Consider the following 16,109-nt stretch of genomic DNA (forward strand, 5'->3'; position numbering starts at 1 on the left):
GAACCCGGTTCCGTCGTGCCGGAAGCTGTCGGGATATTGTCTCCTTCCGGATCGGTGATGGCGACATCGGTCGTCGGTGCGGTTACATCAACATTTACGGGTCCGAGTGAAGTCGCGGGACCAATATTCCCCGCGGAGTCTATCTGACGGACCAGAATATCCCCATCGCCATAGACACCAGGCTGAAGTTCAAAACTTGCGCCGCTCCCGTCATGCCAGGTCTTGCCCCCATCTGTGCTGTACTGCCAAGTAGCACCCTCCTCGAGGTTACTTACAACGACCGTCCCATCGCCAGTAATGCCGTCATCTGGAAGGCCGGTATCGTTTTCAAGCGCCACGGCAGGCTCTGCCGGGGGCTCCCTATCAACACCTGCGCCATTGTCATTGTCGTCATCGTTATCGGAACTTGACGCCGCAGCAATAATCCCGCCAACCGCGCCAAGGCCAAGCAACCCGAGAAGAACGGGACTTACGCCGCCTGTTGCGCCACCCATCAGTTGGTCAACCGACTGAATTTCCGCAAAGTTGAAATCTGCTAATCCATCACCGTGCTGACCAACCCACAGCTTCCCGTCCTCGTCTTGCAGGACTAAATCATTATCATCGCCATTCGGATAATGAGCATAAAAATGAACAATTCGGATTGTTTCGCCATTGTGAAGGCGAATGACGAGATCATCGCCGATCTTCTGGTAATCTGCAATTGCGCGGGGGCTCAATGACAGTTTAACAACACTCGGAGACGAAAGAATAATGTTATTACCCGCGACTGTACTGGATGAACCGGTCGCTTTGTTCGTGACAATAACCATGATGAGCCCCTCCTCGGCGTTACGACCGGCAAAGAGACAAGAATCGCAGTCAAGAAGAGAGAGGCCCTTTATTGATTAGCCTAACAAATGATGAGGATACTTTTATCTTGAGCAAAAATCTCCTCAATCTTTCAATTCTAGCTTATGTCGCACTCTCTTCTACATTCGACTGCAAATCCATTTATTCAGTGCCAGACCTATCCGACAAGAAGTATAGATGTTTATATTAAATTCTATGCAGATATCGACACGTTTGCACAAAATTGACATTGGTCACAAACTATGAAGTTGACCCGACAATCGATTTCGCGCCTTCCTTCTGAAAGAAGCCGGACTGGTCCCAACAATGCGGCTAAAAAATCGGGAGAGATGCACCTGATCGGAAAAACCGCATTCCTGAGCGATCTCCACAATGGGGAGATCTGTTTCCTCCAGCAAGGCCCGCGCGCGTTCTATCCTGCGCAATATAATATATTGATGCAGCGTGACATTCGTTGATCGCTTGAACAATCGAGCAAACTGCGCAGGGCCTAATCCCGCCATTGCAGAAAAATGATTTACAGTGATACGCCGGCTTATATTGTTATCTATAAAATCAATCACATCGCGTAGGATGCTTGGTGGCAGACTACCTTCCCCAACGTGTTCTTCCTGACCGCTATTTGAATATTTGGCGATCAAACGTGCGGTAAGCACCCGGGTCAAATATTCAAGCTCTATTCGTGCGAACGTCCCTCCCCTTTCTACTATCTCCTTAATCGATAGGATCGTTTGGGTCAGAAACTGGTCTGAAATAGAGAACCTGGAGCCTAGATTAAAAAGACCTTCACTCGCCGCCAAAAACTCCTGTTCGATATTTTTAAAAAGGCGGTCGGAAACATATATTTGAATGATTTCGGCATTGGATTCAATCTCGGCGTCAAAAGTCGTATTGGGCGGTATTACGAAAATTGACCCCGGCGCCAAGGAAAGTTGAGAAAGAGTGTTTCTAATCGAAAATCTACCTCTCACATATCCTCTCGTAGCCATTCCCACCAATAGAGATGGCACTGCCGAAAATCTTGCCTTGAAGGGCCAAATTCTGGATGTATAAACATATGCGTTAGGCGAGGCTAACGCCGCGCTGGTTTTAATCACCTCAATTCCATCTAGATCCTCCACCTTATGTGTAGCCACCATACTGAAATTTAAGCTACTCATTTCCCCTCCAGCCTCGAGAAAACGTAAGTTAGACTGAATGTCATCTGAAATGATGTTATTTTGTATTGTTTACTATGACAGCAAAACCTCTCCCTCTCGAAATAGAGCGCAGTAACCTGAAGGCCAGAACATCTCCCTAAAAAATGGAAGTCTACAATACGAACCAAGCATGGAAAAGACATGTCATGCGATAAGCATTGATTGAATGGGGTTACCCCCATATTTCGGGTCCCCTCCATTTAAATGACATCATGTTTTCTGGCGAACATTGCGCCGGTCGTGACCAAGAACTGAAGGGCGCTGAAGTAAAAAATAGCGTGGGCTCGGCAAGGCGCGTTGTTTGGCGAGGACGCTAAGGCGCAGGCGCTTTAATTTCCAAAATCGAATCTGCTGTCAGTGCCGACATGGGATGACCGAAGCGTCGCTCATGCGCCATTTGCTTATATGGAAATTACCACTTCGAGGTTTTTCAGCTGGTTGTTCTTTACGCAAATTCCTCGCAATGTGACATTCATGGGCGTAACGGTGTTCAGTTGCAGTTCACTCCACATTGCCTGGAAGCGCTAACAGATACCCGTTGGAAAGTTGCAGGGCGGGCTTTCCTCCACATGCTGGTGCAGCCCCGCCGCAATTGGTTTCTAAAGTAATCAGAAGGTCTTCTGCAGCTCTGGCAGGACGGTAAAGAGATCACCGACGAGGCCATAATCGGCGACCTGGAAGATCGGCGCTTCCTCATCCTTGTTGATGGCGACGATGACGCGTGAGTCCTTCATGCCCGCCAGATGCTGGATCGCGCCGGAGATACCGACAGCGATGTAAAGGTCCGGTGCAACCACCTTGCCCGTCTGGCCAACCTGCCAGTCGTTCGGCGCATAGCCGGCATCAACGGCTGCGCGGCTGGCGCCGACTGCGGCACCCAGCTTGTCGGCAACCGGCAGGATCACTTCCTGGAACTTTTCGGCAGAACCAAGCGCACGACCGCCCGAGATGATGATCTTCGCCGAGGTCAGTTCCGGACGATCCGATTCCGAAAGTGCATTGCCGACGAAGCTCGACAGCGCCGGATCGGCAGCCGCATTGACGCTTTCAACCCCAGCCGAACCGCCTTCGCCCGTTGCCGAGAAGGAAGCCGTGCGCACCGTGATGACCTTCTTCGCGTCGGTCGACTGCACCGTCTGGATCGCATTACCTGCATAGATCGGACGCTTGAACGTATCAGCCGACACGACTTCCATGATTTCGGAAAGCTGCATCACATCGAGAAGGGCTGCCACGCGCGGCAGGATGTTCTTGGCCGAAGTCGTCGCAGGCGCAATGATCGTGTCGTAATTGGCAGCCAGTTCCACGATGAGCGCTGCCGTCGGCTCGGCCAGACGGTTTTCCAGCGCATCGCTTTCAGCAAGCAGAACCTTGCGCACGCCATTGAGCTTTGCGGCCGCATCAGCTGCAGGTTTTGCACCTTTGCCAGCAACCAGCACATCCACGTCGCCGCCAATTTGGGCGGCAGCCGTCAGCGCCTTGGCCGTCTGGTCGGAAAGGGTTGCATTGTCGTGTTCGGCAATAAGAAGAATAGCCATTTGTCTCGTCCCTTCCGATTTCTTAGATGATGCCGTCGGCTTTCAGCTTCTCAACCAGCTCTGCGACAGAGCCGACCTTGACGCCAGCCTTGCGGCCGCCCGGCTCTTCCGTCTTCAGAACCTTCAGACGCGGCGCAATATCGGCGCCGAAATCGGCAGGCGACTTTTCGTCTAGCGGCTTCTTCTTGGCCTTCATGATGTTGGGCAGCGACGCATAGCGCGGCTGGTTCAAGCGAAGATCGACCGTGACGATCGCCGGAAGCTTCACATCGATGGTCTGGAGACCGCCGTCCACTTCACGCGTTACCTTGGCCGAACCATCGCCCAGCTCCACTTTAGAGGCAAAGGTTGCCTGGCTCCAGCTCAAGAGCGCCGACAGCATCTGGCCGGTCTGGTTGGAATCATCGTCGATTGCCTGTTTGCCGAGGAAGACGAGGTCCGGCTTTTCCGCTTCGACCACGCCCTTCAAGACCTTGGCAACGCCAAGCGGCTCGACCGTCTCGTCGGTCTTGACCAGGATCGCGCGATCCGCACCCATGGCAAGTGCCGTACGCAGCGTTTCCTGCGCCTGTGCCGGGCCAACCGAAACCGCGACGATCTCCGTCACCTTGCCCGCTTCCTTCAGACGGATCGCCTCTTCAACCGCGATCTCGTCAAAAGGGTTCATCGACATCTTCACGTTCGAAAGCTCAACCCCCGAACCGTCTCCCTTTACACGGATCTTCACGTTGTAATCGACAACCCGTTTCACTGCGACAACTGCCTTCATGGGGCTAACCTTTCCTTGCAGCGAACCGGATCGTCGTAACGATATATCGGGGCCAGTTCGCACAGACTAATGGACGGACGATCAGAGGCGCGCGCGCTTGGCTTCCGGATCGTAGGGCGATTCCTCAATCACGCGGGCCTTGCGCATCTCACCCAGAACCGGGATTTCCAGCTCCGTGCCCGGCACGCCAAGCTCGACCGGCAGCAGCGCCAGCGCGATATCGTGCCCGAACGTATAGGAGTAGCCGCCCGAGGTGACGCGACCCACCAGCTTGCCATGATGGTATACACCCTCGCAGGTCAGCGTGCTGGCGCCATCGGTTTCAACCGCCAGCGTGACGGAGCGGCGCTTGATGCCTCGTTCCTTTTCCTCGACCAGCGCCTGCCTGCCGATGAAATCGCCCTTGTCCAGGCGGATAAAGCGTTCAAGGCCGCTTTCCCAGGCACTTAGCTCGCTGTTCATATCGCGGTACATGGCACGATAGGATTTGTCGAGACGCAGCGATTCCAGCGCATGCAGGCCGATAAGGCGCAGGCCGTGCTCCTTGCCGGATGCGAGCAAGGCTTCCAGCAGATGCCGCTGATAGCTAAGCGGATGATAAAGCTCCCAGCCCAATTCGCCTTCATAATTGACGCGCAGCAGACGCACATCACTGGCGAGGCCGACCGTTCCCGACTTGATGCCGAACCACGGGAATGCCTCGTTTGAGAGATCGATTTCGGTAAGCGGCTGCAATACCTCGCGCGCCTTCGGCCCCACGATCGTGAAGCAGCCCCTGTCATTCGTCACGTTACGCAGAGTAACGCTTCCATCCTTCGGCAGGAGTTTCGACATTTCGTCAAAGTTCCAACGTTCGGCTCGCGGAGTTGAAATCATGTAGAAAGAGCCGTCATCGAGACGCGCCACCACATATTCCGCCTGCACACCGCCCTTCGGGGTCAAATGATGAGAAAGGTTGACGCGTCCCGCCTTCGGCAAGCGATTGGCGAGAATGCCATCAAGCCATGCTTCGGCACCGGGACCGCTAACCTCGAATTTGGTCATCGGCGTCATTTCGACGAGACCTACCGCGTTGCGCACGGCTTCGACTTCCTCGCTTACATATTTGCCCTTTTCGGTCCAGCGCCAGCTATACTGATCCCTGGCTTCTACACCCTCAGGCGCGAACCAGTTCGGCATTTCCCAACCGTTGAGGCAGCCCCAGACAGCACCCAGTTCCGTCAGGCGATCGTATGACGGCGCGGTTTTCTGCGGGCGAGCGGCAGGCATATCCTGCCCCGGATAATGCTGCTCGGCATGGGTGCCCCATGCTTCGCGCACTTTTTCGCGGGTCCAGTTCTTGTTGGCGTAGTCGCCAAAACGACGCGGATCGAGATCAGATGTGTCGATGCTGTTGCCGCCTTCAACGATACGCTCGGAAAGATAATAGCCGATCGCGCCGCCCCACAGGATGCCGCCGGGCACCCCTTCTGCAATCCAGACATTGTCCAGCCCCCAGGCCGGGCCGACCAGCGGCAGTTCATCAGCCGTCATCTGGAACGGTCCGCGCACATTGGCCTTGATGCCAACGCGGCCGAGAGCGGGAGCCAGCTCGATGGCCTGCTCCCAGTTCCATGAAACCGAATCGAAATCCTCTTCCAGAAGATCCGCTCCAAACCATTCGGGGACGCCGTTTTCGGCAAAGAGCTTCAAATGTTCGGTCCTCTCGTAGGGGCCGAACATCAGGCCGTCGCCCTCCTCACGCAGATAGCCTTCAAAGCCCTCATCGCGCAGGATCGGCATTTCCGGCAGGCCCTGACGCTTGCGCTCGATCACTTCCGGCACGGCATCAGTGATCCAGTATTGATGAATGATAGGAATTGCCGGAATGTCGAGCCCCAGCATGGCTCCGGTCTGGCGGGCATAATTTCCTGTCGCCGAGATGATATGCTCGCAGATGATATCGCCCTGATTGGTCTTCACCTTCCACTCACCGCTTGGCAGGCGCTCGAAACCTTTGACCTCGGTGTTGAGATAGATCTTGGCGCCATTGTCGCGCGCACCTTTGGCGAGCGCCATGGTGACATCGGCAGGCGCAATATGGCCATCATCGGGGTGATAGAGCGCGCCCAACATATCATGGTTGTTTTCAAGCAGCGGCCACAGTTCACGGGCGCGTGCCGGGGAAACCAGTTCGGCGCGCACGCCCTGCACTGCGGCGACACTCATATAGCTCTTGTATTCGTCAAGGCGGTCGCGCGTGTTGGCAATACGCAGCTGGCCGCATTTGTGCCAGCCGACATGCTGACCAGTTTCGGCTTCGAGCCCTTCGTAAATCTCAATGGACTTGTTGATCATACGGCCGATATTGATATTGCGCGCGTAGGAAGGGATCAGCCCCGCCGCATGCCACGTGGAACCTGCGGTAAGCTGCGTGCGCTCCAAAAGCACGACGTCCGACCAACCTCTCTTGGCCAGCCCGTAAAGAATGGAGGCGCCGACACAACCTCCCCCGATGACAACCGCGCGCGCATGAGTCTGCATTCCACGTTCCCTTCCAGTATATTTTGGAGATTGCCGGAGCGCCGCTACGGGCCACGGTACGGACTCCTTTGTGCGTTACATTACAGAGGGTTCTGCGCCATGTGAGCTTGATAAAAAATCTGCGAAGATATAACTTCAGATTATGCACAGGCTCCGCTCGCTCATCCCCTCGGCCAATTACCTCTTCGTGTTTGAGGCTGCAGCTCGACGGCTGAGCTTTACGGCGGCGGCGGAAGAGCTGAATGTCAGCCAGCCAGCGGTGAGCAAGACGATCAAGCTTCTCGAGGAAGCTACCGGACTGAAGCTTTTCCGCCGTGAAAGGAGCCGCCTTGAACTGACGGCTGAAGGACAGAGGCTTTATCGCGAAACGCAGGAAGCATTCGACCATCTGCACATGGTCATCTCGTCAATGCGCAAGAAGCACTCGCGCGATATCATCCGCGTGTCGTTCTCGGCATCTTTCGTGCAGCTATGGCTTCTGCCGCGTCTCAAAGGGTTCAAGGAGAAACATCCGGACGTAGCGTTGCGCATCGAAGAAAGCAGCCGTGACGATCAGGACCTGCTGGAAGAGGATATCGACGTTTCAGCGCGTCTGGGAAGAGGCAAATGGCCGGGTATCCTCGCCTGGCCGTTCGTGACGGAAGAAGTCTGGCCTCTATGCAGTCCTGCCTATCTCAAAGAGCGCGGAGCGATCAGGGAAGCAAGCGACCTTCTGAACCACACTCTGCTACATTTCGAGGAGCGCCATCGCTCGCGGCTTGGCTGGCGCGAATGGCTTGAGCGTTCCGGTGTGCCGAACCCGCGTATCGAACAGGATTTCGTCTTCACCGACGCACTCAGTTCCATCGAGGCGGCTGTGCAGGGGCAAGGCGTGGCGCTTGGCTGGAAACACCTCGTTCATGATCATGTCGTGGCGGGTCGGCTGGTTCCGGCCACGCATATGTGCCATCGTTCCGGCGACACGATCCATCTGGTGATGCCTGCACAGCGTCCGCCGAAGCGAGGTGCGGAACTGTTCCGCGAGTGGCTTCTCGAACAGGGCGCCGACGCGGAACTGAAGCTGTAGGCCCATTTGCTTATTACGCGAACACCACGGTCTTGTGACCGTTGAGCATGACGCGGTGCTCGAGATGCATCTTCACCGCTCGCGCAAGAACCCGGCTTTCGATATCTCGCCCCGTGGCGACGAAATCTTCCGCACTCATGGAATGAGTGACCCGCTCGGTTTCCTGTTCGATGATTGGGCCCTCGTCCAGGTCCGGCGTCACATAATGCGCCGTTGCGCCAATCAGCTTCACGCCCCGCTCGAACGCCTGATGATAGGGCTTTGCACCCTTGAAGGATGGCAGGAACGAATGGTGAATGTTGATGATCTTGCCGAACAGGCGATTGGATAGATTATCCGATAGCACCTGCATATAGCGTGCGAGGACCACCAGATCGGCCTGCGTCTCACGCACCAGATCGATCAGGCGAGCTTCCTGCTCGGCCTTGTTATCCTTGTTCACGCCCCAGCAATGATAGGGAATGCCCGCACTTTCCGCCGTCTCGCGGCTATCTTCATGATTAGAGACGATGGCAACGACCTCGGCATTCAGCCAGCCAACGCGGATCTGATAGAGAAGATGCAGCATGGCGTGATCGAATTTGGACACCATAAGCACGATCTTGGGCTTGCGGCTGGCATCGGCCACCGCGAATTTCATGCCGAACCGCTCGCCTGCCGGTTTCAGTGAGTGCTCGACCGCCTCACGCGGCATGCCGAGCGGCGCGCTGAAAGCAATGCGCATGAAAAAGCGATTGGTCACCCTGTCACGAAACTGATTGCTCTCAACGATATTGCCGCCAATTGCAGCGAGTTCTGTGGTAATCGCTGCAACAATACCGGGCTTATCATCACAATCGAGCGTCAAGACAAAAAGCGTAGGGTCGATGCTGGCCGCAGGCCGCATCCTAGAAGGCATGTCATTCATGATCTTTTCTCGGGAAGTTTCAAGGTTTTAGGGGCTTACCGAAAGCGTAATCTTCCACTTTCGGCACAAAACGGGGGTGTGCATATCCGGCGGGCTTTTCACCCACCGACACGCCGGTATTGAGAATGCCAGCCTGATAATCCGCCGCGAATAATGAGTAGGGATATGTCGGAGGGATGACACTCGCTGCATCCAGCTTGGCACGCAGTTCGTCAGGGATCGAGAAAGCCAGCGCGCCGAGATTGTCTCCGAGTTGTGACAGCTTGCTCGCGCCTATGATCGCTGCCCCGATACCCGGTTGCGACACCGCCCAATTCAACGCCACCTGCGCCATGGATTTGCCAAGCACGCCAGAAACTTCCGCAAGTATGGCGACAATCCTCATATTGCGTTCGGTGAACAGCCCCAGCCCGCCCGCATCGTCGCGACTAAGACGCCCTTCACCACCGGCCCGGTATTTGCCTGTCAGAAGCCCCATGGCGAGCGGGCTCCAAGCGGTAATACCCAGTCCCAGGTTCTGTCCCAGCGGGACAAATTCCTGCTCTATGCTGCGCTCGACCAGCGAATAGGGCAGTTGCAAACTGATCGGCTGCGAAAGCGCGTGGGCTTCTGCCCAGGTCTGCGCACGGGCAGCATACCAGGATGGTACATCCGAGAGGCCGCAGTAGCGGATTTTTCCCGCGCGGATCAGATCGTCGAAGCCGCGAATCACCTCTTCCACAGGCGTCATGCCATCCCAGGTATGCACCATATAAAGATCGATATAGTCAGTCTTCAGCCGTTTCAGCGACTGATCAACCGCACGGAACATATTCTTGCGGCCATTGCCGCCGGCATTGGGATTGCCAGGCTGCAGATTGTTGGAATATTTGGTCGCGATCACCACCCGATCACGGGCGCCGGCTTCCTCGACAAACCTGCCGACCAGCGTCTCGCTCAAGCCCGCACCGTAGGAATCCGCCGTGTCGATGAAATTGCCGCCCGCGTCGAGATAGCGATCAAAGATGGCCCGCGCATTCTCTTCATCCGTACCCCAAGCCCCCCCAATCCCTCTGATCCCCGCATTTCCGAATGTCATCGTCCCGAGCGCCAGACGGCTGACACGCAGACCGGAGCGGCCAAGGAGGAAATAATGATCGAGCGACATAGGAAACCTCCTGACTGTCAGGTCACATAAAGCCGTGATAAGCGCGACAGGCGACGGTCTGTTGGACGTAGTTGATCATTGAAATGAAATCGAACACGGGACGCCCGGTCACCTTCTGCACGGCATGAGCATAAGGGGGAAGATCGCTGCATTCGAGCAGGATGGAGCGAACCTCTGGATTGTCCCGCACGAGCTTCATCGCCACTTCGCAAACTTCGCGCTCGATGGCGGCGGAATCGAGTGTCCCTTTCTCTTCCAGAATCGCCTCACGGAACTCGGCCTGATCTTCCATTCCGGCAAGCACGATCGGGATCGTTTCTGGAATGCCGCTGGCGGCGAAATGCCGTGGACTGAGGCGCTCTGCATTGGCAGTAATTACGCCTACAGTGCCGCGCGCCACAGCGTGCATGAAGGGTATCTGCATCAGGCTCGACAGGAAGACTGGTATATCGACGGCCTCAGCAACCTCTTCCTGGAAATATGCCATGAACCCGCAGGCGCCAGTAATGGCTTTCACACCCCGCCCCTGAAGTTCCAGAGCCGCTTCCACAAAAGCTTCTTTCAATGCCGGATCACGCTGATTCAGAAGACGGTCAATGGAAGCGCCGCGCACCTCCTGATAGCGAACCGGATATGTATAGGTAGTCGCATTACCGACATTGCCGGGCACGCAGGGATAGGCGGCATCCAGAATGAGGATGCCGATCTGTTCCCCATACCATGACTGGCTGTTCCGGCTGACCGCGTAAACAGTCATCGTTGCAGTCTCCGATATGAAATGTGGTTGAAGTGGATGCAGCAGCAAGCCGCTGCATCAAGTGGTGCCGTTCCGGATCACTCGATGAGTTTTGGCGCGCCAGTATTTCCGGCGCTCTCGTCGAGGCCATAGGATTTCAGGATCTTGGCAATGGTGCCGTCCTTGTGCATTTCCTCGATATTCGCGTCGAGAGCAGCACCAAAATCCGTCGCGCTCTTGGCATAAGGCAGACTGGCCTGTGCTGCTTCGCGGGTTGCGCGGATGCGCTCATCAGGCTGCGCGATCTCGACCTTGATGTCCTTCAATGTGCCATTCTTGGCCGCATAAGCGCCTGTCGAGTAGCCGTCGATGCCGACATCGATACGCCCTGATGCAAGATCCTGATGCATGTTCACCGAGTTCGGATAAAGGCGAAGATTGGCACCCAGAAGCTTCTTGGCATCGGTCACCCAGAGATAACCCTGCACCGTTCCGACATTCTTGCCGACGAGTTCCTCGACCGTCTTGATGCCATCCTTTGAATAAAGGCCCATCTGGTCTTTATAAAGCGGATAGGAAAGATTCATCACCTTGGCGCGCTCTGCCGTGCGATACCAGTCACCGGTCGTGATATCAGCCTGACCCGACAGGACATATTGGATAGCAGCCGCGGGATCGACCGCCACTGGCTTCACAGTAAGGCATTCGCGTTTCGCGAATTCGGCCGCAATGTCACCATCGAGGCCGCTCATCTTGCCGCTTTCATCCATGAAGGAATGCGGCGCATAAGTAGTGACGGCAACCATCAGCGTACCGGGCGTAATGGTTTTGAATTCGTGCTTGGGTTTGCAATCCTGCGCCAATGCTGTCGCCGACAGCCCGACGAAAATGGCAAAGCCGATCAGGCCCTTGTGAATGATCCCGTTATTCATGTGCGACTCCCCTTGTTATTGTGCGTTATCGGGTGGCGTAAGCGGACGACCGCTTCTCCACGTAAGAAACGATCCATGCCGCCGGGATGCAGATGGTTGCATAGAGCAGACCGGCCAGCAGCAGCGCAGGCATGTAGCGAAAGGTATTGGACCCAATTTCATAGGCATTGCTGACCAGTTCCGGCAGCGCGATGGTGAAGCAGAGCGAAGTGCCTTGAAAGATAAGGATCGCGAAGCCCAGCAGGGCTGGCAGCGCAACTCTCAAAGCCTGAGGCAGCAACACAAAACGCAACTCGTCCAGAACACTGAAGCCCAGGGCTTCTGCCGCTTCGCGCTGACCATGATGGATCGACTGGAGGCTGGCCCGAATGATTTCACTCGTATAGGCACCGGTATTCCAAGCCAGCGCTATGACCGCTGCTGCGAACGAAGTCAGGGTCAGGCCTGTCGCAGGTAAGCCGAAATACATGAACTGCAACAGAACCAGCGCTGGGGCGCCCCGCCCTATTTCAACAAGGAACAGGCTCACGATCCGCGCCATGCGCGTCTTGGCACCGACGCCAAGCGCCAAAAGAAGCCCAAGCGGAATACCGATGGCAAGGCTCAAAGCAGCTACCTGCAAACTGATTTTTAGCCCACCGAGCAACGCCGGCATCCATTCAAGAAATTCATCCGCGGTCGGAAACATCAGCGCGCCACCTTTGCTCTCAGATAGCTGTCCGCGGAACGCGACAGCCATGCGACCGGCAAGCTCAGGAAAATGTAGAACAAGCCGACCAGGGCGAAGACCTCAATGCCCTTGAAGGTGAGTTGCGATACTTGGTTGCCGCGAAAGGCCAGATCGGCAACCCCGATGGTTGATGCCACGGCGGTTTCCTTCATGAGCCCGATCAGATAGCTCGCCGCCGATGGCAGAGCGACGCGAAAAGCCTGCGGGGCAACCACATCGATCAACGTATATCTGGTGCCAAAATTCAGGGCGGTCGCCGCTTCCCATTGGCCATGATGCAGCGACGCTAATGCCCCGCGATAGATTTCGGCCATATTGGCAGAGGCTATCAAACCGAGACCGATCAGTGCCGCGACAAATGGATTGATAGGCATTATGCCCATGCCGATGCCGAAGAAAATGATGAACAGCCAAAGGATGGGAGGGAGTGCGCGCACGATCTGGATCAACAGCGCCGCAAGCCAGCGTATGAGGGCGAAGCGAGCGCTTCGTGCTGCCAGTAAGGGCACGCCGAGAATGCAACCGATACCGAATGACCCCAGAGTAAGAGCGATGGTCCACGGCAGCCCGCTCAAAATGAGAAGAACATTGTCGGCCGTCATCGGTCGTGCACCGCACGAAGAAACCGCTTCGTACGCTCCTCTTGAGGATTGCGCATAACCTCTTTCGATGCACCTTTTTCAATGATCTTGCCATCGGCCATGATCATCACGGTGTCGGAAACATTCTCCGCAAATCCCATTTCGTGTGTGACAACCAGCATCGTCATGCCGCTTTCCGCCAGTTCCCGCATAACGGCCAGAACTTCGAGACCGAGTTCCGGATCGAGCGCCGAGGTCGGTTCATCAAAAAGCATGACCTGCGGGTCGAGCGCCAGCGAGCGCGCAATGGCGATGCGCTGTTGCTGACCGCCGGAGCACCTGCCCGGATATTGGGTGGCTTTATCTGCAAGTCCGACACGCTCCAGCAGTTGAAGCGCCCGTTCCTCCGCCTCAGCGCGGCTGCGGCCAAGAACGCGCTCTTGCGGCAGACTGACATTGCGCAGAACACTCATATGCGGAAACAGGTTGAATGACTGGAACACCATGCCAACCGTATTGCGCAGCTCCTTCAACTGCGCCTTACGCGGCTCCTGGGTAGCATCAAGCCTGAGCTTGCCGACCGTAATCATCCCACCATCGGGTTTTTCGAGATAATTGATGCAACGCAACAGTGTGCTCTTACCGGAGCCGCTGGGGCCAATGATCGCCAGAACCTCGCCCTGCGCCACGTCAAGATCGATATTCTCAAGAACGCGATGCGCACCAAAATGCTTGCTGAGTCCTTCAAGCCGAATGATCTTTGGCGTGGAAGCGGGAGTATGGGCCGTGTCGGTCACCAGTGTCGGTCGCGTTGCGTTCAACGGGCAAACTCCCCATTTTCCTCGTTCATCACGATTATCCCATCATCCCCACGGCTCGCAGATTTCGATTTTCTGCAACAGACGCTGGATCGCTGTGTTCGGCGGCTGGTTGATATTTTATGCCGCCAATGTTCCCTTGGTTAATCACGATAGTTCCCGGCCAACAGATTACAAACGCAAAAAATATCCGGGACCTCATAACCTGAAGTAATGGAGGGAACAACGCGATTACAGCAGCCGCCCCAGGCGCAAACCATCATAGATTGCTGCGTGTGTGTTGCGCGCCGAAACCGCATCGCCAATGCGGTAAAGCTCGAACGAACTTTCCGCATTCCTGACCAGATTCTGGGGACGCCCGTCCATGAGAGCATCGTAGTCCACGACACCCAGATTTCGTGACAGTGGCTTCAGCTCAAAGTAGAGATCGTCCATCGGTCGCGTCCCGTCATTGACGACGATCTGGTCAAATTCGCGCTCGAAACTGATTCCCACGTAATCACTGCCAATCTGCGCTATCAGACGATTATTATCGCGCCGGATCGCTATCAGTCGATAAGATACGCTGAAGGCCACATCCTTCCTTTGCAGGCTGCGCATATAAGGCACCAGATTCATTCCCATCACTTCGGGCGCAAAGGTGCGATCTGCCGTCATGATTTCGACTTTTCCTCCAGTATTCGCGATGAATTCCGCAGCCTGAAGCCCGGCATGGTCGCCCGCTTCGTCGAAAACAAGCACATTTGCACCCGGCTGCACATCGCCTGAGATTATGTCCCAGGGGGAAACTGCGAGGTCATTGCCTTCGCGCAGGATTTGCATGTCGGGAATGCCGCCGGTAGCGATAATCGCCACATCGGGCGTTTCCGCAAGCACGGTACCTGCCTCGGCCCATGTATTGAAACGAAAATCGACGCCAAGCTTTTCACACTGCGCCATCCGCCAGTCGATGATCCCCATCATTTCCCGGCGGCGCGGGCTTTGGGCCGTCAAGCGAACCTGTCCTCCGGGCTGGTTCGCAGCTTCAAAGACCATGACCTTATGCCCCCGTTCAGCGCTCACCCGCGCAGCTTCCAGACCGGCAGGCCCTGTCCCCACCACGATGATGCGGCGACGTTTCTCTGCCCGACGCAGAGTATGCGGCATGGTCAACTCTCGCCCGGTCGAAGGATTATGGATGCAATAGGCAGCCCCACCCTGATAGATGCGATCAAGACAATAATTAGCGCCCACGCAAGGCCGTATTTCTTCCTCCCGCTTTTCAAGAATCTTGCGAACGATATGCGGATCAGTCATGTGTGCACGCGTCATGCCAACCATATCGAGCTTACCCGATGCAATCGCATGGCGTGCCGTCGCTACATCCTGAATTTTCGACGCATGAAATGTGGCCATCCCCGTGCTGGAACGGATTTCGCCAGCAAAATCCAGATGCGGTGCGCTCGGCATTCCCTGTATGGGGATGACATCGACTAGCCCCGCATCGGTCTCGATATGACCGCGAATGACGTTGAGAAAATCGACCAGTCCGCTTTCCTTGAGCTTGCGCGAAATCTCAAGTCCATCGCTTTTCGTCAACCCGCCCTCAAGAACTTCATCGGCGACATAACGTATCCCGATCAGAAAATCAGGCCCCACGCGCTCCCGAATGGCAGTCAGAACCTGCAACGAAAAACGCATACGATTATCGAGATCGCCGCCGAAAGCGCCGTCGAGTTCATTGGTAAGCGGCGACCAGAACTGATCTAGCAGATGACCGTAGGCTTCAAGCTCCAGCCCGTCGAGACCGGCTGCCTGCATGCGTTCTGCGGCATCTGCATAATCCGCAATAATGCGCTCAATGTCCCAATCCTCCGCTTTTTTGGGATAGGCGCGATGAGCAGGCTCGTGCTTGCCCGTTGAGGATAGCGAAGGCAACCAGTCTCCCTTATCCCAACGTGTTCGACGACCGAGATGAGTAAGCTGGATCATCACCGCCGCGCCATGTTCATGACACTCGTCGGCGAGATCCCGAAGCCACGGCACGACCTCGTCCTTGTAGGCGAGCACATTGTTGAAAGCCGGCGGACTGTCTCTGGAAACCGATGCCGAACCCGCTGTCATCGTCAAGGCAATACCGGCTTTTGCACGCTCGACATGGTAGGCGCGATAGCGTTCCTTCGGCATGCCCTCTTCGGCATAAGCAGGTTCGTGGGAGGTAAGCATGATGCGGTTGCGAAGCATCAGATGCTTGATCTGAAGCGGCTGCAGCAGCGGATCGACCGACATGGCGAGAGTTCCCGTTGATTGTTTGTCCTGAGCTAAATATAAA

14 protein-coding genes are annotated in these 16,109 nt (G+C 55.9%); 1 reads left to right on the forward strand and 13 read right to left on the reverse strand.

The genetic code is table 11. The features are described from left to right. The 5 genes from JNC63_RS11315 to JNC63_RS11335 form a co-directional block, all read right to left on the reverse strand. Window positions 1-812 (reverse strand): BapA/Bap/LapF family prefix-like domain-containing protein (locus JNC63_RS11315; protein WP_374846339.1); only part of this gene is annotated, 812 nt, incomplete at its 3' end. Between the two features lie 273 nt (window positions 813-1,085). After that, the gene (locus JNC63_RS11320; RefSeq protein ID WP_063882950.1) at window positions 1,086-2,012 is read right to left on the reverse strand and encodes a helix-turn-helix domain-containing protein; all 927 of its coding nucleotides are present in this window, start codon (window positions 2,010-2,012) and stop codon (window positions 1,086-1,088) included. Window positions 2,013-2,659: 647 nt separating this feature from the next. Further along, on the reverse strand, window positions 2,660-3,589 hold the full coding sequence (locus JNC63_RS11325) for an electron transfer flavoprotein subunit alpha/FixB family protein (RefSeq protein WP_006469725.1): 930 nt from the start codon (window positions 3,587-3,589) through the stop codon (window positions 2,660-2,662). 22 nt (window positions 3,590-3,611) lie between these two features. Beyond that, the gene (locus JNC63_RS11330) at window positions 3,612-4,358 is read right to left on the reverse strand and encodes an electron transfer flavoprotein subunit beta/FixA family protein (protein ID WP_039853418.1); all 747 of its coding nucleotides are present in this window, start codon (window positions 4,356-4,358) and stop codon (window positions 3,612-3,614) included. 81 nt (window positions 4,359-4,439) lie between these two features. After that, the gene (locus JNC63_RS11335) at window positions 4,440-6,881 is read right to left on the reverse strand and encodes a GcvT family protein (RefSeq protein WP_006469723.1); all 2,442 of its coding nucleotides are present in this window, start codon (window positions 6,879-6,881) and stop codon (window positions 4,440-4,442) included. Window positions 6,882-7,023: 142 nt separating this feature from the next. Between JNC63_RS11335 and JNC63_RS11340 the strand changes: the two genes are divergently transcribed. After that, window positions 7,024-7,947, forward strand: coding sequence for a LysR substrate-binding domain-containing protein (locus tag JNC63_RS11340; RefSeq protein WP_006469722.1), 924 nt, complete (start codon window positions 7,024-7,026; stop codon window positions 7,945-7,947). 13 nt (window positions 7,948-7,960) lie between these two features. Here the strand turns inward: JNC63_RS11340 and purU are convergent, their stop codons facing one another. From purU to JNC63_RS11380, 8 genes are all read right to left on the reverse strand, one after another. Next, complete coding sequence (gene purU, locus JNC63_RS11345) at window positions 7,961-8,854, reverse strand: formyltetrahydrofolate deformylase (protein ID WP_006469721.1); 894 nt, start codon at window positions 8,852-8,854, stop codon at window positions 7,961-7,963. A 19-nt stretch (window positions 8,855-8,873) separates the two neighbouring features. Next, window positions 8,874-10,001 (reverse strand): aldo/keto reductase, encoded by a 1,128-nt coding sequence (locus tag JNC63_RS11350; RefSeq protein ID WP_006469720.1) that lies wholly within the window; start codon window positions 9,999-10,001, stop codon window positions 8,874-8,876. A 22-nt stretch (window positions 10,002-10,023) separates the two neighbouring features. Beyond that, window positions 10,024-10,758, reverse strand: coding sequence for an aspartate/glutamate racemase family protein (locus JNC63_RS11355; protein WP_006470708.1), 735 nt, complete (start codon window positions 10,756-10,758; stop codon window positions 10,024-10,026). A 77-nt stretch (window positions 10,759-10,835) separates the two neighbouring features. Further along, complete coding sequence (locus JNC63_RS11360; protein WP_006469718.1) at window positions 10,836-11,669, reverse strand: ABC transporter substrate-binding protein; 834 nt, start codon at window positions 11,667-11,669, stop codon at window positions 10,836-10,838. 25 nt (window positions 11,670-11,694) lie between these two features. Then, complete coding sequence (locus tag JNC63_RS11365) at window positions 11,695-12,408, reverse strand: amino acid ABC transporter permease (protein WP_006469717.1); 714 nt, start codon at window positions 12,406-12,408, stop codon at window positions 11,695-11,697. Then, window positions 12,357-13,001, reverse strand: a complete 645-nt coding sequence (locus tag JNC63_RS11370; protein WP_006469716.1) for an amino acid ABC transporter permease — start codon at window positions 12,999-13,001, stop codon at window positions 12,357-12,359. The genes JNC63_RS11365 and JNC63_RS11370 overlap by 52 nt, the downstream gene beginning before the upstream one ends. Then, a complete protein-coding gene (locus JNC63_RS11375) occupies window positions 12,998-13,801 on the reverse strand; it encodes an amino acid ABC transporter ATP-binding protein (protein WP_006469715.1) in 804 nt (267 codons plus the stop codon). The genes JNC63_RS11370 and JNC63_RS11375 overlap by 4 nt, the downstream gene beginning before the upstream one ends. Window positions 13,802-14,029: 228 nt before the next feature. After that, a complete protein-coding gene (locus JNC63_RS11380) occupies window positions 14,030-16,066 on the reverse strand; it encodes an NADH:flavin oxidoreductase (protein WP_006469714.1) in 2,037 nt (678 codons plus the stop codon). Window positions 16,067-16,109: the final 43 nt, after the last annotated feature.

The sequence above is a fragment of the Brucella ciceri genome, assembly GCF_041930145.1.
GTDB lineage: Bacteria > Pseudomonadota > Alphaproteobacteria > Rhizobiales > Rhizobiaceae > Brucella > Brucella intermedia.

Excerpts from the sequence above, each read along its gene's own strand:
- JNC63_RS11320 (WP_063882950.1), bottom strand. The coding sequence starts at position 2,012 with ATGAGTAGCTTAAATTTCAGTATGGTGGCTACACATAAGGTGGAGGAT.
- JNC63_RS11325 (WP_006469725.1), bottom strand. The coding sequence starts at position 3,589 with ATGGCTATTCTTCTTATTGCCGAACACGACAATGCAACCCTTTCCGAC.
- JNC63_RS11330 (WP_039853418.1), bottom strand. The coding sequence starts at position 4,358 with ATGAAGGCAGTTGTCGCAGTGAAACGGGTTGTCGATTACAACGTGAAG.
- JNC63_RS11335 (WP_006469723.1), bottom strand. The coding sequence starts at position 6,881 with ATGCAGACTCATGCGCGCGCGGTTGTCATCGGGGGAGGTTGTGTCGGC.
- JNC63_RS11340 (WP_006469722.1), top strand. The coding sequence starts at position 7,024 with ATGCACAGGCTCCGCTCGCTCATCCCCTCGGCCAATTACCTCTTCGTG.
- purU (WP_006469721.1), bottom strand. The coding sequence starts at position 8,854 with ATGAATGACATGCCTTCTAGGATGCGGCCTGCGGCCAGCATCGACCCT.
- JNC63_RS11350 (WP_006469720.1), bottom strand. The coding sequence starts at position 10,001 with ATGTCGCTCGATCATTATTTCCTCCTTGGCCGCTCCGGTCTGCGTGTC.
- JNC63_RS11355 (WP_006470708.1), bottom strand. The coding sequence starts at position 10,758 with ATGACTGTTTACGCGGTCAGCCGGAACAGCCAGTCATGGTATGGGGAA.
- JNC63_RS11360 (WP_006469718.1), bottom strand. The coding sequence starts at position 11,669 with ATGAATAACGGGATCATTCACAAGGGCCTGATCGGCTTTGCCATTTTC.
- JNC63_RS11365 (WP_006469717.1), bottom strand. The coding sequence starts at position 12,408 with ATGGCTGTCGCGTTCCGCGGACAGCTATCTGAGAGCAAAGGTGGCGCG.
- JNC63_RS11370 (WP_006469716.1), bottom strand. The coding sequence starts at position 13,001 with ATGACGGCCGACAATGTTCTTCTCATTTTGAGCGGGCTGCCGTGGACC.
- JNC63_RS11380 (WP_006469714.1), bottom strand. The coding sequence starts at position 16,066 with ATGTCGGTCGATCCGCTGCTGCAGCCGCTTCAGATCAAGCATCTGATG.